Source organism: Pseudoalteromonas pernae (assembly GCF_039831865.1).
Taxonomy (GTDB): domain Bacteria; phylum Pseudomonadota; class Gammaproteobacteria; order Enterobacterales; family Alteromonadaceae; genus Pseudoalteromonas; species Pseudoalteromonas pernae.
On sequence record NZ_JBDODM010000009.1, the window covers coordinates 16,434 to 41,877 of the forward strand.

Consider the following 25,444-nt stretch of genomic DNA (forward strand, 5'->3'; position numbering starts at 1 on the left):
TTTAAAATCGTCTTACATACTTCTTCAACTATCTAGTTACTATAGGTTACAAATGCTTGATAAGACGCTTTTTGTGCGATGTTGAAGAAACCAGAACACGATTAGCATCATTCAAAGGTGCGGCTCTCGACCCCGTACTCATCGCACCAAGGAGCTGACTTAAACAGCATTAAAACTGGCATTTACTAGTACAAATTATCCCAATGCTCGTCCAGTATGCGCATTCCCTCATCTAAAGGTTTAGCTGTGTAGCGCGCTTCGCTAAAAGTGACTAAATCCATATTCAGCAGTTTTCTCAGTGCATCCGTCACATCGAAATCAAGATTGCAGTCATACTGCTGCGCAAACCACTGCTCAATATCCCGATCAAGCTGCACTTCTGTTGCCCCCTGTTCACCACTGTTCAATAAAAATGTGTAGGCCAGCAAGGCTTCTTTGCAGTCCTCTTCCTCCGCCGCATCAACCAAAGTATGAAAAACACCGGCGTTATTATCGAGATTCTTAAAGTACAAGTTGTCTGAGAGCGCCTTCATAAAACGGATTTTGCGATTCTTAAATTTCGTCCATTCTTTAAATACAAAGCTACCAAACACCGCCATACCAATACCGAAAGTGATCAAATGCTTTTTCGTCACTTCGACTTCTTGGTCGTGCCAGCCAAACCAAAAAGCTAAAAGAGAAGCGAGCAATACAATCGACGCGCCGAGTTTGGTCACCAACACCACCACGCCACCGATAGCCGCTGAGCCGCCGATAACCACCTTATCAATTGGACGCATACGTACTTCGCTATTTGGAAATAACATTTCTAAGTCTGCTTTAGGCACATTCTGGAATAGCTTGATGATGGTCGAGCCTGGCGTAAAACCCAGCGGTGCTTTTCGCTTCTTGGAGAAATACGCTTCATCTTTAAAAGTAATGTAGATGGCGACACGGTCATAATTAGTGAAATTTACCAGCTTTTTACGTAGCCCCCATAAGCTGCGTATCGTTTCTGTTTTTTGCGATTCCCCGCGACGGTAGAACACCACCTCTTCGAAATCATCGAAGGTAACTTCAAGGCGAACCTTAAACAAGGATTCCTCACTCAGCGCATGCTGTAAGTCTTGGTCTGTCACCTTTTCAAAATTGGCGGCATCCAATAACGCCGCAAATTCTTTGGCAAAGCGGTTCTTACTCTGAGCTTGCTGTGCATCGGAGACGTTAAACATGGTGCGGGTGTCACGTTGTGGGTCAAACGCAGCATAGTTATCTTTTAAGCTTTCGAGCTGCTGGTGATATTCATAGTGAATACGATTGACCAACAGTGCACAAAACGAAACAAATTCTTCTTTGTTGGTATCGGCAGGAAGTAAATCAGCACACATGCCAATAATGTCTTTTTTACGAAAAGGGATAAAGCGATCGCCGGACATAGATGTTTTCAAATTCGGTATAACTTGCTCGCCATCTTACCTTAAAGCGCACCCATCAAGCACCTACACTGGCTATTTTGTTTATCAAAACGCCGCTCCGAACTGTATCAGCGAGCTAAGGACCAGATGAAGTCAGAGTTATGCATTCAAGCTGATTTAACTCGGTGCATAAGCATAAAATATGCACCAACAAGGTGCATATGCAAATTTATTCAGGATTTCCTAAAGAGCCGCTAACACCATTTAATACCATGATAAATAAAAGGTTTTAAACTAATTTCGCTCAAAAATCAGACATTGGCACATGCTTTGCGAAAGAGAGCACGTAACACAGCGCTAAAATTAACAGGAATGAAACGATGAAAAAAAATAACTTAGCGAAAGTCATCGCCTTGGCGGCTTTGACACTTACGCCTCTAGCTAGCCAAGCTGAAGTCACTGCCAATGTCGCAGCCAGCTCGAACTATTACTGGCGCGGCATTACCCAGTCAGCAGATAAAGCTGCAGTATCCGGTGGAATCGATTTTTCTTCTGAGAGTGGTTTCTATGCGGGCACTTGGGTGTCGAATATCGATTTTGGGGATGAAGCGAGCACTAGCTATGAGCTTGACCTATATGGTGGTTTCGCGGGTTCGGCTGGCGATATCGGCTATGACGTTGGCTATATTTATTATGCCTACCCAGATGCTGCGGGCGATATCGGCTTCGGTGAAATCTATGGCTCAGTAAGCTGGGAGTTCTTGAGCGCGGGCGCAAGCTATTTGCTTAACGCCGAAGACGATGCCACCAGCGAAGAAGACATGCTTTATCTAGAGCTTAATGCCAGCTTTACTATCTTAAACGACACTGAACTTGCTCTACACCTAGGCCACTCAAGCGGTGACACCGTTGAAGAATGGTACGGTGAAGACGATAGCTACTTGGACTATGGCGTCAGCATTAGCAAGTCAGGTTTCACATTCGGTCTACTGCAAACTGACTTAGACGCGGATGACGATTTAAAAGCGTATGTATCATACAGCTTAGACTTTGAGCTATAAGCATTCGCTCGAAGTCACACCTTCTTATTGTTGCTGCAAAAACCAGGGCCGAAAGGCCCTTTATCTTTTCTTTGGACGCTAAGGAACCGAGTGCCCCATTGACGCTTCCCAAATGCGATACCACTGTTCACGTGTCAAGCTCAGTTGTTGTGCCTCAACCGCACTTTTTACGCGTTCAATGTTACCGGTTCCCAGTACTACAGCCGGTTTACTCGGGTGTTTCAACAGCCAAGCATAGACCACTTGATCTATGCTCGTAGCGCCAATCTCTTGTGCAATCGTGGTTAAACACTGCTGTAGGCGACGCGCTTTAGCATCGTCTTTGGCGAATAAGCGGCCACCAGCTAGTGGTGACCATAACATAGGGGTTTGGCGCAATTGCTGACATTGATCTAAGGTGCCATCATCCAAGGCCTGCATGTTGTAAGGTGAAAATTCGACTTGGTTGGTCACCAGCGGAAAATCAAGACGTGATTGCAGCAAGGCCAGCTGGCTGGTAGTAAAATTTGACACGCCAAAGTGCAACACGTCACCTTGCTCTTTAAGTTGAGTAAACGCCTCAGCAACTTCATCGGCATCCATCAAATAGTCGGGGCGATGGATCAGCAAGCAATCGAGCCTATCCGTGCCAAAATTCAGCAACGACTGCTGCGCACTGGCAATAATGTGCTCGCGCGTTGAATTGTAGTGATTTACATGGCCAGGAACGGCCTTTTCACCTTGCTGCAATACGATGCCACACTTGGTAATAATTTTAATATGCTCACGGATCTCAGGCTGTAGCTTTAATACTTTACCAAATGCCGTTTCGCACTGATATTGGCCATAGATATCGGCGTGATCAGTGTCTTTAATCCCAAGTTCGATGCATTGTTTTAAGAAAGAAAGGTTTTCTTGGTCACTGCGTTGCCAATCCAGCATTCGCCAAAAACCCATGACCAAAGGAGAAATGATTCGTGAAGTCATACTTTGCATCCTAAACATTTTTTGCCACTATAACACGGCCTATCCAATGCACTTCAAGGACGTACCCACATTGCCAAGCTTTTATCTGCTATTACTACTTATTTTCATCCACTGGCAACAATCGGTGCTCCCTGAACAACTTGAAAATAATCAAGTGAGCGCGAATACCCCTGAACATTGTGCGCAGCTAATAGCAGAGCCCATTAATAAGGTGACCGATCCCGTTCCCTCACAGTTCAACGTACTGAGCTGGAATATTTACAAAGCTAGCCACCCCAAGTTACTCCCAGATTTACAAGAGTTTGCTGAGCAAGCGGACTTTCTCTTATTACAAGAAACCTATGACGATCCTCAGTTTGATGCGCTCAAACCCTATTCTCAGTTTTCTCCGGGCTACCGTAGCTATCGCCAACAAACTGGGCTCGCGGTATTGAGCGATTGGCCAACTCTGTTCAATTGCCGATTTTACCAGCGCGAACCTTGGTTGCGCACGCCCAAGGCATCCAGTATCAGTGGGTATGCACTAGAGGAAGGCAATTCACTGCTGGTTATAAATATGCATGGCATTAACTTCACGCTCGGCACCTCAGAATACAAAGAGCAACTGGCGCGTTTAACCGATTTAGTTACCTTGCACACTGGTCCAGTCATTTTTGCGGGGGACTTTAATACTTGGAGTGATGAGCGTTGGCAATTAGTAGAAAACGCCCTGACAGATTTGGGCATGCAAAGAGTGAGTTTTGCGCCAGACCATCGCACCACGGCGTTTGGACTGCCATTGGATCATGTATGGATCAGAGGCGTGACCGTCACAAATGCGCAAATACTTGAGCGCAGTAGTTCAGATCACAATCCATTGTTAGTGTCGGTGCATGTCACCAGCGATTAACTCGGTGGTCACAGCTAGTAGGTGTTGAGCTTTGAGGCATGAATCTTGTTCACATCAAAGCTCAACATGCCCTAACCTTAAAACTTCTTGATGTTATTGGCGCTGTCTCGGTCGACCAATTTAACCAATGGGTCAACACCGGCATAGCTTGGTTTTTCATCGACCAACAACTCAATGACATTTTCGCCTGATTGTAGCGCATGCTTTTGCAGATAAATCACGGTGTTATTTGCGCTCAGTTTCTCAGGGGCTTCACTAAACAAGCCGATATCGATTAGTTGCTCCATCGGTTGCTCCGTTTCATTCCCCTCGCCATCTGCAAATGCCTTGCTGGCGGCAATAGTCAGAGTGACAGTATATTTGCCCTGCTCATTTGCCTTCTCAGTAACTTGCGCATCTTTCATTTCCAATTCAAACAAGGTGATACGTTTAAATTGGTCATCAATGAAGGCTTGCTCCATGTCATTGGCATCTGCTTTCAAAAATTCCAATAGATCCAGCGTTGTTGGGTATGGCTCAGCGCTGTATTGGTATTTATTAAGAAATGCACGAAGTGCTGCATTAGTGCGCTCAACACCGATGCGATCCGCAATCGCCATCATCACTATCGAACCTTTCTGATAATGCAGGTATTGCTGCCCTTCAGAGCGGTATAATGGCATTTCTTCGTAGCTTTCGTTGGTGCGCCCCATCAAGTAGCGATCCAATTCATACTTCAAAAACTTACGCAGCTTTTGTTCACCATACTTCTCGCGCAACACTTGAATCGCGCTGTATTGCGATAAGGTCTCTGAAATTACAGCCGAACCTTGCACATCTGCTGCACCAACCTGATGTCCCCACCACTGGTGAGCCACTTCATGTGCGGTTACATAGTAAGGCGCATTGATGTCATCGGGGTCACGTAAGTCAGTAATGAAACCAATATTTTCAGAATACGGTACGGTATTAGCAAAGCTTTGCGCAAATGAACGGTAACCAGGGAATTCCAAGATACGAAGTTGCTTGTGCTGATAAGGACCAAACACCGCTGTGAAGTAATCAATCGAATCCTTCGTTGCTTGAATCATGGTATCGACGTTCCACGCATGGTCTCGATGATAATACACTTCGATATTGATGCCTTTGTGACGCTCTTTTTTCACTTCAAGCTGCGCAGACATAATGTTGTAGAAGTGCACCATGGGCGCATCCATTTTGTATTGGAAGCTGCGGCGGCCTTTTTCTTTATCCACTTCTTCACGCTGCAAGTAGCCCGGCGCAATCGCAAATTGGTCAATATCGGTGGTGATCGTTGCACTAAAGTCGATGAAGCCGACACCTTTACCGAAGAAGCTTTGACTATAGTAACGACTGTCTTCGAGTTTGTGCGCTCGCTCTAGCTCAGGCAAGCCTCGCTTGCGACGCTCGTTTCGATCGAACAGTTGATAATCTTCGCGATAACCAAAGACAGGGAACAATTCAAAGTTATTGATAAAGGTGCCATTTTCAACCAACTGCGTATCAAAACCACTGTTCTTAAAGCCATGGTGTTCACGCACTACTGACATTTCGCCTTTGCGGATTTCATTAGGCTGTAGCGGCGTATCAAACTCATACCACCATGATTTGAAATCAGCTAACTCTTCACCCATTTGACCACCTTCAAGATTTAGCTGCCATTGTGACGAGAAGCGTGGTTTGCTTACCAAGAAACGGCTGATTGGCTCATCACTTGTATTGGTAAACTCAATATCAGCCTTCGCCACTAAGCGACGCTCTTGTGGATAAATATCCGCGGTGACATCCACTTTGGTGATGACTGGGATTGGCGACTCTTTATACTGCACTAGCTGTTGCTCGTACTGCATTCGCAAGTCTTCACTTTGGTCGTTCGTCTGATAGTCATTTAAAACACGAGTATTATGATAAATCCACGTACCACTGGCGACGAAGATAACCACGCCAGCAACTACCACCGCTTTACCTTTATTGCCTAGGTGATAACCCAACAAACGCAAACGTGACATTAAACTCTGCTGTGGCCCACGGTGCCATAATGCATACCCTAATGCGCCAAGCACCAAGGTTAATCCCAGCCAATACAAGTTATACCAATGCACGCCTGCTAAGAAGTGACCATAAGTATTTAAGTCTGAGTAAGGTGCGGCAGGTGATGACGCAAAGCGATACATGTTATGACTGAAACCATAATTGCTCAGGACCATATTTACCGCGTAGTAAACGATAAACAGCAGCATACCCACGTATTTATTCGGGCTGATCACTTGGAAGAAGAACGCCAAAATCGTGGTCATGATGAGTGGAACCATGGTCATATAACCCAAGCGGAACAGGTACTGCCCCAACTCAATGTTAAATTGGCCTTTGATCAGCTGATAGGTGATAGTAAACAGCATACCCGCGGTATAAAGCAGCAATAGAACCGTAGTGATAGCAAGCAGCTTGGACGCCCAAAACACTAGGTTGTGAGTTGGGTAAGAATCAATGATGTCACCAAAGTTTGAGTTACGCTCGCGCCAAACCACTTCCGCACTGTAGTACACCAAAATAATAATCATGAAGATGCCCATCACCCCTTTAATAAGCGGGATCATGGCTTGTGTTAGTGGCCAATTCGAGGTGCCATACCATTGTCCTGGCACTAACAGTGGTGAGATCAACATGAACAAGGTTAATGCTGCCAAAATCATAAATGGCGCACTGAACACCACTTGCACGATTTCAAAGCGAGTACGCAGTAAAAACTGACTTTTGATACTGATGCTTTGCGGTCTTACAGCAATTTTGTTTTCCAGAGCTTGCTGCGCACGTTTGAGCATTGACGCTGAAGGTTGCTGTTGCTTTTTATCTTTGCCTGTACTTTTAAAGCCCCCTTTGAGGCCAAATAGCGCAAACAATACGATGCCAACTGCCAACCAAATTAAACGGTTGTAGAGCACATTCCCTTCAAGAGCGAGAGTTTGCGTCTCTTTTTCTGCGACGGTCCAGTAGCGCGTTGCTTCGGCAAAAGCACCGTAACCGAATGGGTCGAATAAAGCCGCCCACAAGCGGAATTCTGGTTGGTCGAAGTACACAGATACTGTGTTGTAGCCAATAAAGAGCATCACCGCAGCAATGTACACAGCCATCATGCTACGAAAACGTAGTGCTGCCACGTGACAACTCACCGCCATCACAAATAAGGTCGGCACAGCCAAGATTAAGAAAGGCTGGGCATAATAAGAAAACTTATTCGGTGCCAATAATTCTGGGTCTAGCCAGCCAACAATAGAGCCAAACCAGGTGCCTAGAAATACCCCTAGAGGCACAAAAGCGAATATGACTAACGTAACTAAGAAAGAACCGAGAAAGTGCCCCGCATGGTAGCTTTTGTGGGCAATTGGCTTAGAGTAAACCAGCTCCGCCATGCGTTCGCTATCGTTTCGGATAGTGGACGACGCAACAAAGTTGACCACTGCAAACAAGGCAAAGATCAACATCACCGTGGTGACCATCAATATCGTGTAGGGGCTGTTGGCATTTACATTACTGCCGCCTATCTGCACATTGTCAGAAACGGTTGCTAAGAACGACAGTAAGAAAAACAGCAAACTACATACGTAGAAAGAGGGCTGGCGAATAAAATAGCGCAGCTCAAAGGCTAACATTTTTAACAGCATGACCCCTCCTTAAGCAGAGATTGCTTGACGTTGCTGGTGCAAGGTCGAGAAGTACACGTCTTCTAAACTACTAGTCACCGACTCAAACCCTTCAGGTGCTTGCTCAGCGAACACATGTAAGATGGTGTTACCGGCGAACAGTCGCTTTGAGATCACTGGCAGTGCCTGCTCAAGCTCTTGTACTTCTTGCTGGGTTACCACTTCTTTGCGCCAAATGCGGCCATTTAATTGATGCGTTAGATCTATTGGGTTGCCTTTTAGGAGAATTTCACCACCGGCTAGTACCGCCATATTCGGGCACAGCTCACTCACATCATCTACGATATGGGTTGAGAGAATGACGACCTTTTGTTCACCTAAACTCACGAGTAAATTGTGGAAACGGTTGCGCTCTTCCGGGTCTAGACCTGCGGTTGGTTCATCCACAATCAATAAATCTGGATCGCCTAACAAAGCTTGAGCGATACCAAAACGCTGGCGCATACCGCCAGAAAAGCCACTTACGGATTTTGATTTGTGTTGGTATAAATTGGTGTGTGCAAGCAACCCCTCCACAACCTCCTTACGCTCTTTGGCATTATTAAGGCCTTTAAGGACCGCCATGTGGTCCAGCAAATCAAAGGCACTGATACGCGGATAAACACCAAAGTCTTGAGGCAAATAACCTAAACGGCGGCGCGTTTCCTGTGGTTGTGTTAATACATCAATGCCATCGAAGGTAATGCTGCCGCTGTCGGCACTTTGTAACGTTGCAATCGTACGCATTAGAGATGATTTACCTGCACCGTTGGGGCCAAGCAAACCAAACATGCCTTTGGGTATTTCCAAGTTCACTCCTTTGAGAGCTTGAACGCCGTTACTGTAGGTTTTGGTAAGACCTTGAATTGTTAGCACCTGTTTATCCTTAAATTCGCTTTTATTATCTATGCTGGTTATACCATAGGGGTACAATGGTACAAAGGTGAATGAGACATTAATAATGTAAAAATTTATAACAAAGACACTTGCTGCACCCGATTCAAATGGGTATAAAAAATAGCAACTTACCAATTTCCGTGTTGCTTACACATAGGAGCAAGCATGCAACCTCATGAACACCAGCCACTCACCGATTTCATCGAGTACTCAGAACAAGAGATGCAGGCACGGGCAGATGAATTCTTCGCGACTTCGAAACGTCGCCACAGCATTCGCAAGTTTAGCGACCGTCCAGTGAGCATTGAGCTCATAAAAACCTGTATCAAAGCTGCTGGAACAGCACCAAGTGGCGCCAATCACCAACCTTGGCATTTTGTCGCCATTAATTCTATGGATGTGAAAAAGCAAATTCGTGAGCAGGCGGAGCAATTGGAACGCTCGTTTTATGAAGGCAGAGCAGGACAAGAATGGCTAGACGCGCTAAAACCTTTAGGAACCGATGCGCAGAAACCCTACCTTGAACACGCGCCGTGGCTTATCGCCGTCTTTAGCCAGAAAAAAGGGGGGCTGCACACTGAGGATAAAAACACCAATTACTACGTCCATGAGTCGGTGGGCTTAGCTACTGGCTTTTTAATTCAAGCCTTGCATCGCAGCGGTTTAGCGACGTTAACACACACGCCAAAGCCAATGAGCTTTTTAACCGAGATATGTGGTCGAGATAGGGATAACGAGCGTCCATATATGTTGATCATTGCAGGGTACCCAGCTGAGGATGCCACCGTACCCGCACATGCCTTACAGAAAAAGACGCTCGATGAGATTGCCACGTTTTTAGAGTAGATTAGGCTTTGCATCTAGGGCGATTTCATCGCCTGGCTGTAAGCCACTGATCACCTCTACTTTATCCCCTTGTGGTTGGCCCAAACGAACATAACGGCGTTTTGCCTGATTGTTTTCAACCACAAACACCATATCCAATTGGCCAAAACTGTGCACTAGGGCTGGCTCAATTAATACCGCTTGGCGTGTTGGCAATGGCAACTCAAGTTCTGCAAATAAACCAGGTAAAAGCTGCGTTGAACTGGGTGCGCCAAAACGCATCACTAATGAGCGAGAGGCACTGTCCGCCGCTGGCACAATTTCCACCAATTCGGTTTGCTCTTGAATTCCCAGAGCTGGTATCTCAACCTGGCGCACATCAGCAAGTTGTAAATTCACCGCTTGCTGTTCGCGCACTGCAAACTCTAGCTGCAGTTGCTGCGGGTTATAAATAGCCAACAAGGCTTGTCCAGGGGAGGCAGTATCCCCCGCCTTCGCAAAGCGTTCTACTACTCGTCCTGAAATCGGTGCTTTAATGGTCGCGTAGCTAAGAGCAACGCTCGCTTGTTGCTGTCTTTGCTTAGCCTGCATCAAACTTGCAGAAAGGTTATCGTGACTCGCAACAGCAGCATCTAAATCACTTTGCGCCACTAAACCTTGCGCAAGTAACTCTTGCGCACGCTTTAACTGTTTTTGCGCCTGTACATAGGACGCTTCCAGTGCTTGAACCTGCGATTTTGCCTGTTGTAACTGCGCATTAAGCTCTTGCTGATCCAAACGCACCAATACTTGCCCTTGGGTTACAACATCGCCAGCGCGCACCGCCATTTCTTTGATCTGCGCCAAAACGCGAGCTGCTACTGTGGTATTTTGTTGCGCAATAACACGCCCCGGCACAGTTTCAAATTCAACAAGCTCTTGGTACTGAACACGTTGAATTGCTCCAGAATACTGGCTGGTTACATCTTTTTGCCCAGGTTCAATGTGCTGGTTAAAAACGCCCGAAAACCACACGATTGCCACACCTAAAAAGCAAACCACTAAAATCACTGTAAGCTTAGCCTTCATGGGCATGCTCCTCATTTGCAAAAACGAGGTAGTACACCAAGGGCACTACCAATAATGTGAATAATGTTGAGGCGATGATGCCAAAGATAATGGCGATAGCCAGACCACTGAACACTGGGTCAAACACGATGACAATGTTACCCAACAAGGTTGTGCCTGCGGTTAAAAGCACGGGCCGCATACGCACCCGCCCAGCCGTGACCAAGGCTTCTTTTATCGCCATGCCTTGCGCCCGCGCCTGATTAATAAATTCCACTAAGATGAGCGAGTTACGCACCACAATACCGGCTAATGCGATCATGCCTATCATAGCAGTGGCGGTAAACAACACAGGCTCGGGGGCTCCCGCAACTTGCCGTTCACCGAATTGATTGAGTAGTAAAAAGCCTGGCATGATCCCGATCACAGTGAGGGGAATGGCAGACATAATAATTAATGACAAACTCATTGAGCTGGTTTGAATACGCAGCAGCACTAAAATAGCGGTTAACGCAAAGGCAAACGCGATGCCCATATCACGAAATACATCAATGGTAATTCGCCACTCTCCCTCACCACTAAAGGATGCGTTTACGCCTTTAGGTAATTGCCAAGCACGGGTGCCTCCAGCAGTCAAAAACGTGCGTGATTGCCACTGACTAACATCAACTTCATCTTGTCCATAATCCGCACTCACATCCGAGATAATTTCAGCGGGGGTGCGACCATTGAGCTCAGCCATCACGTAAATCACTCGCTTTAAGTCTTTGCGAACGATCACTTGCGGGCGCTCATATGTCACAAACTCACCCACTTCTGATAGCGGTACTAGAGGCTGTGGTGCAGTGGTGAGCCCGAGCTCATTGCTGGTTTGGCTTATTTGTCGCTGCCCTTTTATTTGCAGAGCAAGGATTTGTGCCTCATTACGCTGCGCGTAAGGCAATGCCACATGAATGGGTAGAACCTTGGCTTCTTCTGAGACATACAACGCCCCGACATTTTTGCCGTTCGCCGCTACTTCGAGTGCATCGGCAACATCTTGCGTACTTAACCCTGAGAGCGCAGCCTTGGTTTTGTCGGTCACGAAACGGGCTTGCTGTTGTGCACGCTCCATGGTCGTGTCTACTTCGACAACATGAGGCTCTTGGCGCAAACGTTCAGCTAGCATTGTCACGCCATGTCGATGTGCTTCTTCGCTAACAAATGGTTCCGCATACACCTCTGCCACTAGGGTACTCAACACCGGCGGGCCCGGTGGCACTTCAATCACCTTGATGCTCACGCCATCGGTTGCCAGCGCAGACAATTGCTGACGCATACGTAACACCACTGCATGAGATTGATGCTGGCGCTCGCTCTTGTCGCTCAACAAGATACGTAGCTCACCCATGTGCTCACCGTAGCGACGATAGTAACCGCGAACCATGCCGTTAAAGTCCATGCTCGACGGCTGGCCCACGTAAGCCGCTATCGTGTTAACTTCGTTGAGTTGCCATACTTTGGCTTGCACCTTGGCGGCCATCGCAGCGGTATCTTCCAGCGAGCTCCCTTCAGGCATATCGATAAGTACTTGTACTTCGCTTTTGTTGTCATAAGGTAACAACTTCAGCGGTACCAATCGTAAAACAGGCAGGCTCGCACTAAGAATAAACAATGCAAGTACTGCATAAAGCATCCATTTTGCGCGGCCACGACTTTGGAAGAAGTAATCAAGTAAACGTGTGTAACCATTGTCTTTTGCCACGTTAGCGTTATTTTCTTCTGTCTGTGGCTTTAATAATTTCATCGCCAACCAAGGGGTTACGAAGAAAGCCACGATGGTCGAAATGGCCACACTGATAGGCACATTAAATGCCATCGGGGCCATGTAGGGTCCCATCATGCCGGTAATAAACGCCAGAGGAAAAAATGCCACCATGATAGTTAATGTCGACATCAATAGCGGTGTGCGAATTTCAGCCATGGCCGCCACAATACGCTCTTGCACAGACCCAGACTTACTCAAATAACGGGTGATATTATCAATACCCGTGATGGGGTCATCCACCAACAGACCAAGCGCTAGAATCAAGGCAAATAGGGTGACTCGATTGATGGTGTAACCAAATGCCCAGTCAAAACTAAGCGTGAGGCCATAACAAATCGGCAGTGCAAGGGCGATAACGATGGCCGGACGCCAGCCGAGAAACACACCGATAAATAGCACTACGGTGATCACCGCAAAGACTAAACTGGCCCCTAGATTATTGACCTTCTCATTGGCTGTTTGCCCATAGTCTCGCAGCGTAACCACCTTTACTTCGGCTGGTAGCAACAGCTGTTGCAACTGCTGCATCTGCTCATGGACCGCGCGAGCAACACTGACCGCATTCGCACCTGACTGTTTGGCCACGCTGAGGGTCACCATCGGCATGCTATCGGTGTTACCACTGTTCGTTTGCAACCACTGATAATGCGACGGCTCACTTGGCCCATCTTCGATACGTGCAACACTGTCCAAGCGCACTGCTTGACCATTAACTACGTTCACCACCAGCGCGCTAAGCTGCTCAACATTGCGCAGCGCATCGCCCGCTTGCACCTGAACACGCCATTTGCTGTTCGCATCTTTTACTGTGCCAACATCACGCAGCTGGTTAGAAGCATTGAGCGCATACAATACGTCTTGAATCGTCGTTTTATGTGCACTTAGCGCCGCGCTGTCGAGATACACGTTGGCACTGCGCGTGCGCCCAGCAATCACTTTTACTTCACTTGTGTCTTCTATCTGCTGCAGGTGCGTTGCAAGTTCCTGTGCCATACGCGTGAGTTGGTAATCATCGTATTTGTGCTCGTTCTCACTGTATAAACCAAGCATTACGATAGCGACATCATCCACCTCAATAGGCTTAATCTGCCACTGTTGGACTACTGGTGACATGGTGTCTTGATAAGCGTAGAGTTTTGCGTAGGTGTCTATCAGGGCTTGTTCACGAGAGTGCCCCACTTCAAAACGCAAGGTGCTGACGAGTTGCCCATTTTGGGTCATTGAGTAGATGTGCTCTACCCCTTTGATTTGCGCCAATAACTTTTCTAGTTCTACCGTCACTAAGCGTTCAACTTCAGGTGCCTCGATATTGGGAGCTGACACCATAATGTCGAGCATAGGCACAACAATTTGCGGCTCTTCTTCGCGAGGCGTGTTCACCATCGCAAAGCTGCCGACAACCAGTGCTAGCACGAAAATAAACAGTGGCAGTGGACCACTGAGGCTTGCTTTAACTCCCTGATCTAACCATCGCATTTTTTATTCCTGGCAAAATATCTCGTAGAGCGTTGAAAGAATCGCACGTGCATGCTCATTGCACAGACTGTAAAAGATAGTCTGGCTTTCACGACGTGTCGTTACTATGTCTTCTTGGCGCAACGCAGCGAGGTGTTGCGATAATGCAGACTGGCTTAAAGGCACGCGCTCATTAAGCTGCGAAACACTCATTTCACCTTGTTGCAAACAACACAAAATCATCAGACGATTTTTATTCGCTAATAGCTTTAACAGGGCCTGTGCTTGTTCGGCATTGTCTGCCATTTTCATGAGGTCCATACGTCTCCCCTTTTACTTTGGTAATGAGTATAGAAATTAATATTAGGGAAGTCTAATATTAATTATTGCTAAATTAGGCTTTTCTAATATACTTACTTATAAGTTCACTAACTGCATTGGGTGCAAAAATGAAAATTAACGCAGCTTTAAGGTTGATCGCTGGCATCATGATTTTATTGTCGCTATTGTTAACCTACATAGGTGGCCCAATGTGGCTATGGTTTACCGGCTTCATCGCGTTGAACCTAATACAATCAGCGTTCAGTGGCTGGTGCCCGATGATTTCCATTCTTCGCAAATTAGGCATGGAGGAGTAATATGCTCACGCCAATCCCAGATTTACTCAAGACTATCACCCCAAACCAGCGCCGTATTGATGCTCATCAAGCTAAGGCTGAGCTGACGGAAAATAATGGCTTACTAATCGATGTACGCGAGCCTGCTGAACACGCAACAAAAGCTGCAACCGGCGCCATTAATATTCCTCGCGGGGTATTGGAAATGAAACTAATGGAAATAGAAAAAGACGAAGCGCGTCCCATCTATTTGCACTGCGCTAGCAGCGTGCGAGCGACTTTAGCCGCTGAGCAACTCACTCGCATTGGTTATAAAAACGTAACCGTGATCAGTTGCAAAGCTGATGATGTGTGCAGCGTTTTTTAGTACTCATTTCGAGCCAAGCTTTTTAAAACAACACGTATGCATAAAAAAGCGTCACTCTCTTTCGATAAGTGACGCTTTTTCTATTTGCGTTTAACTAACTCACGGATAGGCTATTGCACTGCCGATACCGTCACAGTTAGCTTGCTCAAGTCCGGACCTTTCACCGTGAAGCGATAGTCACCTGCATTCGCGATGCTCAGTGCAATATTGGCACCCACCACTTCAAGTGGCGTTGCTTCACCAAGTACAGCGACTGGCGCATCACCACTGCCACCAAAGTCCACAGTGCTCCAGTCCTCTGATGCGACTTTGAACTCGTAGTCACCGGCTTCAAGCGTCATAGTCGTGCTGTACATCGCGTCACCATCATAGAGCAGCGGATTATCAGTGCCCCAACCATTAACGCTACCGCGAAGATATACTTGGGTTTGGCCAAACATTTGCGCATCGAACACGGTCATTAGCGGCTCATCAAGATTACTCGCGTCAAACACAAACTGGTATTGACCATCCGCAGGGATGTCGATGCTCATGTTGCCACCTTTTACAGCCAGTAGCTTTTCAGTGCCAATTGTGACCGCATTACTGCTCTCACCTGAGCCGTAATCAACGGTGTTCCAATCACTTGAAGCGACTTTAAATTCATAGCTGCCCGCTGTTAATTGTTTAGTAACGGCGTAAACACCTTTACCTTGGTAGCTTAATTCGTCGTTCGTACTCCAATCGTTCAAGCTACCACGCAAATACACAGGAGTGCCCACAAATGGCTCTTCGTTGTAAACGGTCAGTACTGGATTGTCCGTATCTGTGGCATCGAACGAGAACACATAGGTAGCATCAATAGCTGCGGTAAAGGTCAGGTTTGCCCCACTGCGAGTCAGTTGTTCAGCTTCACCTTCAATCACTTCAGCAACATCCGCTGACAGCGCACCGAAATCCACGGTAGACCAATCCTCAGATGCTACTTTGAATTCATAGCTGCCAGCAGTCAGTGCGATGGCAATTTGATATTCGCCATTACCCACATACTCAAAGGCGTTTGCGGTGCCCCAACCATTCAATGAGCCACGCACATACACTGTGGTGCTGCCAAATGGCACAATATCCGGCGCCCCTACTGTCGCGTTAGCACTGAGGCCTTCACCTTGAGACTCACCCTGTGGTTTAACAAAGACAGCAATTGTGTAAGCCGGCACACTGAACGTGCCTTCGCCTTCACCTTGAGCAAAATATGACGATGACATAGTGGCATCTACACTGGCTTTTAACAGCGGATGTAATTCAAAACCAGCGGCTGTTGGTACAGTATGTGACAGTGTTTGCTCGGTGCCATTCATCACCACAAGGATGGCATCAAACTGGCTATCTAAATCAGTCAGCCCCACGCCATCATCAATACTCATTACTACCAAGCCGTGTTGTTGACGCTTACCGACATTGTGAAAGCCAACACGGTCTAAGATGGCTTGCTCAGAAGTCAAACTAAACAATGGGCTGGTACTGCGTATTGCTAAGAACTCAGTAAAAACATCACTTGCGTATTCGATGTCACTGGCCATGGCTTGTGCATTGGTGTTTGCTGAAATAGGTGCAATTTCACCCCACTTGCCTTGGTTATCTTGCGCCAATGGCAAGCCAACATTCCAGTTGTTAGTGTCTTTGCTAAAATCAACAAAGTTGAACCAGTCACCTGAGTCATAACTGTTGCGGTCCATTGATTTCGAGCGCAGCATGTCGGAACCCATTTGCATAAATGGGATACCTTGGCTCATCAATGGCATAGCCAAAGCCATATTGTGAACACGCACACGGTCACTAATGCTCATGTTCGTACCATTCTTATATTGCAGTTGATCCCACAACGTTTCATTGTCGTGCTTTGACACGTAATTAATGCTATCTGCAGGGTCTAAGGCGTAAGCGGCTGGCTGACCAGCCCAGCTGAAACTGGTGCCTTTGGACGAGTTTCCTTTGAAGTCTTTGAGCACGTAGTTTTGCAGGTTGCCCGCCAGCGACAAGCGCAGTGTGTCTTGCTCAGATAAGTTGCCGTCAGTGGCATTGTTACTGAAGAATGCACCGCCACGAATGGCTTCACGAATACGGTCATTGAAGGTACCTACCTCTGTGCCAGCCATATCCATTTGCTTCGCTTGTACGAACAGGCGGTTGTTAGCAACTTCACCGAAATTCCAACCTTCGCCGTAGAAATAGGTGTCTGGGTCTACCGCTTGTACTGCTTCAAGTGCTGCCATAATGGACGCTTTTGGCATGTGCCCCATGACATCAAAACGGAAGCTATCGTAGCCAAAGTCACGGGCCAAGATAACCATAGAATCAGCGACAAACTTATCCATCATCACGTGCTCTGTGGCAGTGTTTTCACAACAAGTCGAGCGCTCGATATCACCGGTGCTTTCGTTGTATCTGTGATAATAACCAGGCACGAGTTTATCGAACACCGACTTATCCCAAACACCCGAAGAGGTGGTGTGGTTATAAACCACATCTAATACCACACGTAAGCCAATTTCTTGTAACGATTGGATCATCGCGCGGGTCTCTTGTACACGAGCAACCCCTTCAGGCGATGATGCATACGAGCCCTCTGGCGCAATAAAGTGGTGCGGATCGTAACCCCAGTTGAAGCTATCAACACCACGCATGGCATTAGCGAGTGCTTGGGCGTCATCTGAACCCGGCAAGTAAGAAGCCATTAGGTCAATGATCAACGCACCTTTGTCCTCTGTTTTACAGGCATCAGCGTCATCGTTAATGCGGGTACACAACTCACCTAAGGTTGCTGTCACGTCAATACGCTGACTGGCATCTTCGTCAATGGTGCCAATGTCAGTCAGTGGCAACAAATGGAAGTGCGTTAATCCGTTGTCTGCCAACTTTTTCAGGTGCTGCATTGGCGCACTATCAAGCTCAGTAAAGGCTAAGTATTTACCGCGATTCTGTGCACTTACGGTTTCATCTCGAGCGCTGAAATCACGCACATGACCTTCATAAATCACCGCTTTTTCAGGGTAATCAATGGTAGGAACAATGCGCTCATCCCAGCCACTCGGTTTTGTATCTTCATCGTCTAAATTGATGAGCTGACTATACAAACCGTTGGTTGAAACGTTCAGAGAATAAGGATCTGTGCTCCAAAGGCTTTCAATTTTCTTGGTTGTGGGATGATAGACATCAAACACAAATCGATAATAGTGACGGTCATGAGCCAAATCGACGCTGCTTGACCAAATACCTGTGTTCATATCAAAGCTCATGTCGAGCTGTTCAAGCTCAGCTTTGTTGGCATCATACAAAGCCAACTTCATATTGCTTGCTGTCGGTGCCCACACCGATACCTCAATACCATTGTTGGTGTAGTGAACACCTAGTTGTGCTTCATTCGCATCATCCTCACCACTGGTGTAAAGATCATCCAAGGCTTTAGCAGTTTGCACATAGGTGGCTTCAATGAGTTTGCCATCCGCGTCATAGCCCGCCACAACTAGTTGTTGTTTAATTAGCTCTTTCGCCGAAGCGGTATCCCAATTACCTTCGTATGCATTCCACCCCGCGAGATGAGGAACTTTGGCAACTTGTTCTTCGGTTAAAGACGACGACATGAGTTCTGCTACTGCGCCGTTCAATTCACCTGTTTCTTCATCAACCGCAAGATCGGCTGCGCTAGAAGCATGAAGTTTAATGATACTAGTAAGCTCATCACTGGGTTGATAAACAAATGTAGAGAGATCGAGCCAATGCGCTGACGCCCCTGTGATACTTACCGGGCGCTCACCCAAACTCATAATTGGGTACTCAAACACAGATGGCTCACCATGGATAGTGAAGTTCATGCGTTGGAATTTTTCATCATCTTGCATCAACGGCATTTTTAGGTCGATATCACCGAATGCTTTACCTGAGCCTTCAGTACCAATATGCACAATGAAGTTAGCGCATTCGTTGTAACCCTCTTTGAGTTTTACAATCCAGTAAGCGCCATAATTAGGGTCGATGCCATCGTATTCATGACCGTTTGCCCAATCTGTAGCATCGAACGGCGGAGCATAGGCATCACATTCTTCATTGTTCCACGTATGCAGACGATAACCCTCATACGCACCGTCATTGAGGCGGTTGTAAAATAAAATTGCTTCATTTTCGCCGGGGAACACCACAGGATCTGGCAAAGTCGGGTCTGCGCCAACAATACACTGCTCATTCTTGTCGTCTGGCACCGTTGGGGGCGGACACTTAATGGCAGGCGGGTCAACACACTCAGTGCCTGCTTCATTGGGTACTTGTGGTACGTTACAGGTCAACAACACCTGCCCTGCTTCTATATCACTGCTGCCACCACCGCCACACGCGCTCAGTAGCACGAGGCTCAGGGTGATCAGCAAGCGGTTTAAATTTGCTATTATTTTCATTATGTTATCTCCAACTTGCTGCTCAGTGGTTATAGGTAAACCCTAAATAAAACTGACGACCAAAGAACTGCGTCGTACCGGTTTTACTGGTTGTGCCAAAATAGCTTTGCGTTGGCTCATCGGTGAGGTTATTCACTTGTAACAACATGCCGAACGAATCTGAGAACTGATACGAGGTTTGAAAATCCACAACCGTTTCCGCGTCAAAGTTCACCACCTGCTCATTCACAGCCACCTGTTCTGAAACAAAATCATCGCGATAACGCACGTTTAAGCGCGTTTCGAAATTTTCATAGCTGTAAAACAATGTGGTGTTAAATACGTTGTTGGATAGACCAGGTAAGTCTTGTGCGACCGTTTCACCACCTAAGTCGGTGATTGATTGCACTTCACTCTCGGTGTAGGAGTAACTGGCGTTGACACCCAAACCATCAAACGGAGCGGGTAAGAACGAGAAGACTTGCGTATAGGCAAGCTCGATACCACGAATATATCCACCTTCAGCATTGTTCACTGCGGTCGTGTAAATACCATTGGTGGTCTCTATTTGCTCGCCACTCACTGGATCAACAATGAAATCAGGAACGTTGAAACCATTGCCTTTAAAATCAAAGTTTTCTATCGCCACAGTATCAATGAATGAGTCGATATTCTTATAGAAGCCCGCCACGATTAAGGCTCCGTCGGTGTCCTCAAAGTAACGCTCATAAGAAATATCGTATTGATCCGCATAGAAAGGTTTTAGGAATGGGTTGTTGGTACTTGAACCGTTGATTTCACCGTCATTATTCACCGATGCACTCGCATCACCCGCTAAGCGATTGATGGGTGCACGCGCCATTACTTTAGCTGCGGCGAAACGCACTTGAGTGGCGTCATTCACTTTAAAGTTTAGGTTAAGCGATGGGAGGTAATCCGTGAAGTCCGTGCCCAGCACACTTGGCGCATATAGGCTGTTCACAATGCCATTTTCATCGACTATGTACTGCGCACCTAGCTGCGGATCTCCGCCCACGTTTTCAAGTACTGTTGCCGATTGATCGGTATCAACGCGACGAATACCGATATTACCCGTCACCGGCAAAGAACCAATTTCGGTATCGATGTTAAGCATCACGTACGCCGATACCACTTCTTCGTATACCGAACCACTTTGCAACATGGTCCAAGAGTAATTGGTGGTGTAGCCTTGCGCATCTGGCTGGCCATCGCCGTCCAAATCCACTACCCCATCGGCGTTACCCCAGGTTTGCACTGGCTGCGGAATGCCACTGGGGAACCATGCATTAAGTGCTTTGTTTAGGTCGATGGCGAGATAAGAAGGGAAGTAACTGAACTCACCTTGCCAATCCACCACGGTTGCCATGTCATCAGTTAAACGCAGCGGCGGCTGAGTTGCAGAGAACGCGCCGTCATTACCATATTCAAATACTGAACGGTCGTTGCTGTATTCACGGTCTGAATAGCGGGCGCCAAATTCAATTGAGCTGAACCAATTATTTTCAAGCTCGTATTTAAAATCGAGTCGAAACGCTTTTACTTCATCCTCATTTTCATACGGGTAAATCCCGTATTTACTGACCATGACGCGATCAATATCGCTAAATGCCGCCGCTTGGTTGAAGCCAATATCAGGCAAATCTAAACCGTTTAACTGGTAGTTAATCGACACATTGGTATCAAAAACGGGATTTTCAACCGTTGCATCTTCTGCCACCAGTGCCCACAACAAGCCATTGCGGAAATTGCTTTTCGCTCGCGATAAAGACACATCAGCATTAACGTTTAAGCGCTCTGTGATTTGCCAATCAGCATTGATGCCATAGCTATCAACTTCGTCAAAGTCTTGGTTGTCGTCATTCACGATTTCAACACGGGTAAAGCTGTTCGACGTGCGGTTAATAGCACCGCCAATCACCGCGTTACCATCTAGGACTGGATTCGCATACACGGCGGATGGGCCGCCAAATTTTACACGAAAGCCACGGGCAAACGACTCACTATCAAAACGCGACAAAAAGGCATCGCCTTTGAGTTTAAAGTTATCTGTTGGCACCCATTCAATAGAGGTTAAATAGCCGTTTCGCGTTTCTTCACCGCCTAAATGCTGCAGCTCAAAACCTTCACTGATGTATTCATTAGCGGGGTTATCCGCTGGGCCATTGGTGTCATTTGCAAGACCATCTACATCTTTATTTCCGTTATAGGCCAGACCAATAAATTGCGTCGCGACGCTGGGCTGGAACAAGCGCGCATAACCCAATGCAACTCCTAGTGTTTCATCAAGGAATTTGCCTTGGTAAGAAAAGCTAATGCGGTCACCATACTCAGTGGCATCAAACACCTCTGAAGCGCGGTCGTTATACATACCGCGCACATTCGCGGTAAAGGAGTGTTGTTGGTCATTGTCCAATGGGCTGGCAGTTTGCAGCTCAACGGTGCCCGCTACGCCACCTTCAATCAAGGATGCTTTGGGCGATTTATATACCGCTGCAGAGCTAATTAGCTCAGACGGGTATTGGTCAAACTCAATGCTGCGACTGCCGCTAGTTGATACTTGCTCGCGGCCATTAAGGGTTGAAAATACAAACCCACCTGAAAGACCACGAATATTAATTTCCGCCGCTTGGCCGCCCGTGCGCACCGCCGAGATCCCCGGCAGCCTCGTTAATGCATCAGCCATGGATACATCGGGTAAGGCACCGAGATCATCGGCAGATAATTGCTCTGATACGGTATCGGTAAAACGTTTCTGGTTTAGTGATTGAATTAAACTGCGACGAAAACCACGCACTTCGATTACTTCAAGCTCAGGATCTAGCTCCTTTGCTGCTGTGCGTTCTTCGTCCGTTGCGGCTATGGCACTATTTGCCGCGAACATCGCAAGCATTAATGCACTTAGCTTGAATTTCCCCATTGGAATTCCACCCTGTTGTCGTTGGAGGCTTTGCACCTGTAAGTATTGTTGTTGTCAAAAACAAACTAATAAATTGTAACTAAAAGGTGAAATTCATGTGATGAATACGTATGCAGTAAGTGGGGTACGGGATACAGCAGGAGGTGAAGGTCAAAAAAAAGCCATACAAACGTGCTAGAGAGGAAAACTACCAATATCCCCATATGCACAACAAAAAAGACAGGGCGCGACTGAATCGTAAATCAAAAGCGCGACTATAGGTCGCGCTTTTCTATCACAGCAAGGCGTGTGTCAATGCGCTCTACTGCATCAACTAAGCGCTCCATGAGTTCACGTTGTATAAGCGCTGCATCCGTTTTATCCGCACTTGGCGGTTGCGGTGCTGAAGTTTGCTGTAGTTTGTCTGCCAAGCGCTCCTTTTGTGTCAAGATAGCTTCGCGAAACCGCGCGGCCTCAACAACACCGAGCAAGGAGACCAGCGCACCAGGACCAGATTGTCCTGCGGTTTCAAAGCTGAGACGGTGGATACCAAACATGCGCATAACCGGCCCCTGACTCAAGGCAACATCGGTAATTTTATCCAGTGGAATCGACTTTTCCACACGCACCAAGATACCGCGTTTTACTACTAACTTCTTTTCACTCAATGTTGCCGACATTGCCGCTAGCATACGCCCACCGACAACCCACACAATCACAGCAATAACGGGGATCAATACAACGCCGAACAAGGTAAAACAGCAAACCACTAGCCAAATGACTAACCAGTATTGCTTAACCTTTGGATCAAACTGCGCGCTCGCAAGCACCGTTTCAGAGGAGCTCATGCACTGGTCTCCAGCTCAAAATCAAATTCATAAAAGTGCTGGCCATCTTCTATCTTGATGCGCATTTTTCCAGACAATCCGATTAACTCGCCACTGCCTGAGTCAGGCACGACTTCAAGGATCAGTGCATCTTTGCCTTGGTTCATAGTGCCAAAGTGTTGTAATACGAAGCTGCCTTTTTTATCTGCCAGCGTGCCCGTGACTTGTTCAATCGCTACATAACCAGCCGAGCCTTTTACTGAGGTCATGGCACTGAGCATTTCGCCTTGGCTGATGCCATGTAAATCACCACTAAAAGTTTTGTCTATCGACATGCGCCCTAAGTTTATATTGTCCACACCTGTGGCATATGCATCTTGAGGGTTCAAAGTGACATGAAACGTACCTGTTGCTTTCATAAATAGCGGCCCTATAAGTTTGTTGCTTACCCTATTTATACTCAAAAGGTTTGAACTTACAAGGAGACTTGGTGAGATAAAAAGCTCACCGCAATGAGTGAGCGTAAGGTCTTTACCTATTCAATGTTTCGGCGTATTTCTTTTTTATGGACCTGCTGCTCAGGTTCAACATTCTTATTCGCTTGATATTGCATCCATTGCGTCAACGCAATCGACATTTGTAGCGAGTAATCTAAAGAACGCCATTGCTTGTCTGTGCTGTCAGCGTATTTAGGGGCATCTGTTTCTTGCATAAGATTAACTATTTGGCCTTGCTCATTGGGTACCATCATGTTGAACGGTTGCCCTGCACCCACATTTGTAAAGTAAGTTTGATCAACCGTCAAAAAGGCTACATTGTTGAGGACCTCAGCGCTATCGCCGGCGCGATCCATACCCTGCTGGGTATTGCTGATCAAGGGCGATACACATTGATGGGTTTGGTCACCAGAAAATTGTGAAATCAAAGGTGGCGTGGTGAATTCGTCGTCGGGAACTGATGCCGTACCATGACACGACATACATGAACTGTTGCTGTTATCCGCTGGGCCATTCAATCGTTCATTACAACCTAAATGTCCTGGTGCTCGGGTGAGCCCAGAGCCCGCATATTTGTTTAGCTCGTCCACCGTATCCCAGATAATCACGGCCTCTTTAAAGCCATTTTCACGTGGTGACTCTGGGTAGTTAATCGCATAGTGGCCTTGAGCTGGCGTATCATTACCCCACATCACACCGAGTAATGACATGCGACGCCATGGGTTTTTCTCTTTGGCTTTGCGCAAGCCGTCAGCCACAAAAGTACCATATACCCAACTTGTATCCGGTGCGCGACTGTCTTTCACAGCAAAGTCGAATTGCAACAGCTTAACGTCATCCCATTGCGCATAACTACGCGGACATTGTTTTGCTTCTTCATGCAGGGTGCATTCTTCTTTAGGACCTTTCGCTGAAACGCACGCACAAAAATCTGGGTCAGAGATATTGGCGTTCCAACTCGGCATATTAGTTAGTATCGGCAATTGCGTGACTGTAGAGGTGTTAAATAAGGGCTTACCTATCACCGCACCTTCATCAAATGTAATGTTGCTCTGAGGCACTTTGGCCGTGCCATTTTGCCACACTTGGCCAAGAGTATAAGCCGCCGTGGCGTTGTAAATACCTACCGCCCACATGGTTGATTGATCGGTGCCGGTACCATCTTGCACAGAAAATGTAACAGGTGCTTCGCGGGTTAAGCCGTGCGTAAATTCGCGGCCAGACATAGGGTCATAAGTTTGAAATGGCATGTGAAACCAAGGCCTAACCTTGTTTTCGCAGACATTAAAATCTTCCATTTCAGCTCGTTGGGTATTACCCGCCAAAATGTAATCCATTACCGCCTGCGAATATTCAAGGGCAAGCTTGTATTTCTTTTTTGCATCCGTTTTTTCGTCAAACAAGGCATCAAAACGTTTGTCTCTCCACGTTTGCGCCTTGGCGTCATTCACAGGCTCGTTTGGATACATATCTGAAAGCTGGAACACCGGCCCTGAATAAACTTGGGTCGGCACATTACTCATTACCTGTCCTGGCCACATATCGCTAAATTTAGGGTCTTGCCAATAGCTCGGAAACTGTCCCGAGCACGTATTCATCGTGTTATATTGGCCACCATACATAGACTCTTTTTGCCAATCGGCCTGCGCCGACGCGCTCACAATCAACGCAGCAGCAATAACTGCATACTTGATGGTGTGATATTCTTCACTTTGCTTCATTTTCATTCCTTTCCTTTAGTCACAACGCCACAGACAACCTTTCAATGCACAAGGTTAAATATTAGTTAAAT

17 protein-coding genes are annotated in these 25,444 nt (G+C 46.9%); 5 read left to right on the forward strand and 12 right to left on the reverse strand.

Annotated elements, in window-relative coordinates:
* Positions 1–185: 185 nt before the first annotated feature.
* Positions 186–1,415 (reverse strand): TMEM143 family protein, encoded by a 1,230-nt coding sequence (locus V1358_RS16980; RefSeq protein WP_347394293.1) that lies wholly within the window; start codon positions 1,413–1,415, stop codon positions 186–188.
* Between the two features lie 359 nt (positions 1,416–1,774).
* On the opposite strand from V1358_RS16980, the gene V1358_RS16985 reads away from it, so the two are divergent.
* Positions 1,775–2,455 (forward strand): TorF family putative porin, encoded by a 681-nt coding sequence (locus V1358_RS16985; RefSeq protein WP_347391971.1) that lies wholly within the window; start codon positions 1,775–1,777, stop codon positions 2,453–2,455.
* Between the two features lie 78 nt (positions 2,456–2,533).
* On the opposite strand, the gene V1358_RS16990 is transcribed toward V1358_RS16985, so the two are convergent.
* Positions 2,534–3,421 (reverse strand): aldo/keto reductase, encoded by an 888-nt coding sequence (locus V1358_RS16990; RefSeq protein ID WP_347391970.1) that lies wholly within the window; start codon positions 3,419–3,421, stop codon positions 2,534–2,536.
* Between the two features lie 46 nt (positions 3,422–3,467).
* On the opposite strand from V1358_RS16990, the gene V1358_RS16995 reads away from it, so the two are divergent.
* The gene (locus V1358_RS16995) at positions 3,468–4,310 is read left to right on the forward strand and encodes an endonuclease/exonuclease/phosphatase family protein (RefSeq protein WP_347391969.1); all 843 of its coding nucleotides are present in this window, start codon (positions 3,468–3,470) and stop codon (positions 4,308–4,310) included.
* Positions 4,311–4,387: 77 nt separating this feature from the next.
* Here the strand turns inward: V1358_RS16995 and V1358_RS17000 are convergent, their stop codons facing one another.
* The gene (locus tag V1358_RS17000) at positions 4,388–7,972 is read right to left on the reverse strand and encodes an ABC transporter permease/M1 family aminopeptidase (protein ID WP_347394294.1); all 3,585 of its coding nucleotides are present in this window, start codon (positions 7,970–7,972) and stop codon (positions 4,388–4,390) included.
* 9 nt (positions 7,973–7,981) lie between these two features.
* The gene (locus V1358_RS17005) at positions 7,982–8,866 is read right to left on the reverse strand and encodes an ABC transporter ATP-binding protein (RefSeq protein WP_347391967.1); all 885 of its coding nucleotides are present in this window, start codon (positions 8,864–8,866) and stop codon (positions 7,982–7,984) included.
* A gap of 186 nt (positions 8,867–9,052) precedes the next feature.
* On the opposite strand from V1358_RS17005, the gene V1358_RS17010 reads away from it, so the two are divergent.
* A complete protein-coding gene (locus V1358_RS17010; protein WP_347391966.1) occupies positions 9,053–9,733 on the forward strand; it encodes a nitroreductase family protein in 681 nt (226 codons plus the stop codon).
* Here the strand turns inward: V1358_RS17010 and V1358_RS17015 are convergent.
* From V1358_RS17015 to V1358_RS17025, 3 genes are read right to left on the reverse strand one after another with little or no spacing between them, the layout of a single operon-like run.
* Entirely contained in the window at positions 9,725–10,780 is a 1,056-nt protein-coding gene (locus tag V1358_RS17015) for an efflux RND transporter periplasmic adaptor subunit (RefSeq protein ID WP_347394295.1), read from the reverse strand. The genes V1358_RS17010 and V1358_RS17015 overlap by 9 nt on opposite strands.
* Positions 10,770–14,042, reverse strand: a complete 3,273-nt coding sequence (locus V1358_RS17020; RefSeq protein WP_347394296.1) for an efflux RND transporter permease subunit — start codon at positions 14,040–14,042, stop codon at positions 10,770–10,772. The genes V1358_RS17015 and V1358_RS17020 overlap by 11 nt, the downstream gene beginning before the upstream one ends.
* A gap of 3 nt (positions 14,043–14,045) precedes the next feature.
* Positions 14,046–14,342, reverse strand: coding sequence for an ArsR/SmtB family transcription factor (locus tag V1358_RS17025; RefSeq protein WP_347391963.1), 297 nt, complete (start codon positions 14,340–14,342; stop codon positions 14,046–14,048).
* 128 nt (positions 14,343–14,470) lie between these two features.
* Between V1358_RS17025 and V1358_RS17030 the strand changes: the two genes are divergently transcribed.
* The gene (locus V1358_RS17030; protein ID WP_347391962.1) at positions 14,471–14,659 is read left to right on the forward strand and encodes a YgaP family membrane protein; all 189 of its coding nucleotides are present in this window, start codon (positions 14,471–14,473) and stop codon (positions 14,657–14,659) included.
* A gap of 1 nt (position 14,660) precedes the next feature.
* Positions 14,661–15,005 carry a rhodanese-like domain-containing protein gene (locus tag V1358_RS17035; RefSeq protein ID WP_347391961.1) on the forward strand — a complete coding sequence of 115 codons (345 nt, stop codon included), beginning with the start codon at positions 14,661–14,663 and terminating at the stop codon, positions 15,003–15,005.
* A 110-nt stretch (positions 15,006–15,115) separates the two neighbouring features.
* Here V1358_RS17035 and V1358_RS17040 read toward each other — a convergent pair whose 3' ends face one another.
* The 5 genes from V1358_RS17040 to V1358_RS17060 all read right to left on the reverse strand — a co-directional run bounded on the left by V1358_RS17040 (position 15,116) and on the right by V1358_RS17060 (position 25,379).
* Positions 15,116–19,432: an alpha-1,6-glucosidase domain-containing protein gene (locus V1358_RS17040; protein WP_347394297.1), complete on the reverse strand. Its 4,317-nt coding sequence runs from the start codon at positions 19,430–19,432 to the stop codon at positions 15,116–15,118.
* A gap of 22 nt (positions 19,433–19,454) precedes the next feature.
* A complete protein-coding gene (locus V1358_RS17045; RefSeq protein WP_347394298.1) occupies positions 19,455–22,349 on the reverse strand; it encodes a TonB-dependent receptor in 2,895 nt (964 codons plus the stop codon).
* Positions 22,350–22,603: 254 nt separating this feature from the next.
* Positions 22,604–23,176 carry a PH domain-containing protein gene (locus V1358_RS17050; protein WP_347394299.1) on the reverse strand — a complete coding sequence of 191 codons (573 nt, stop codon included), beginning with the start codon at positions 23,174–23,176 and terminating at the stop codon, positions 22,604–22,606.
* Positions 23,173–23,574 (reverse strand): DUF3224 domain-containing protein, encoded by a 402-nt coding sequence (locus V1358_RS17055; RefSeq protein WP_347391957.1) that lies wholly within the window; start codon positions 23,572–23,574, stop codon positions 23,173–23,175. The genes V1358_RS17050 and V1358_RS17055 overlap by 4 nt, the downstream gene beginning before the upstream one ends.
* A gap of 116 nt (positions 23,575–23,690) precedes the next feature.
* Complete coding sequence (locus tag V1358_RS17060) at positions 23,691–25,379, reverse strand: hypothetical protein (RefSeq protein WP_347394300.1); 1,689 nt, start codon at positions 25,377–25,379, stop codon at positions 23,691–23,693.
* Positions 25,380–25,444 lie beyond the last annotated feature (65 nt).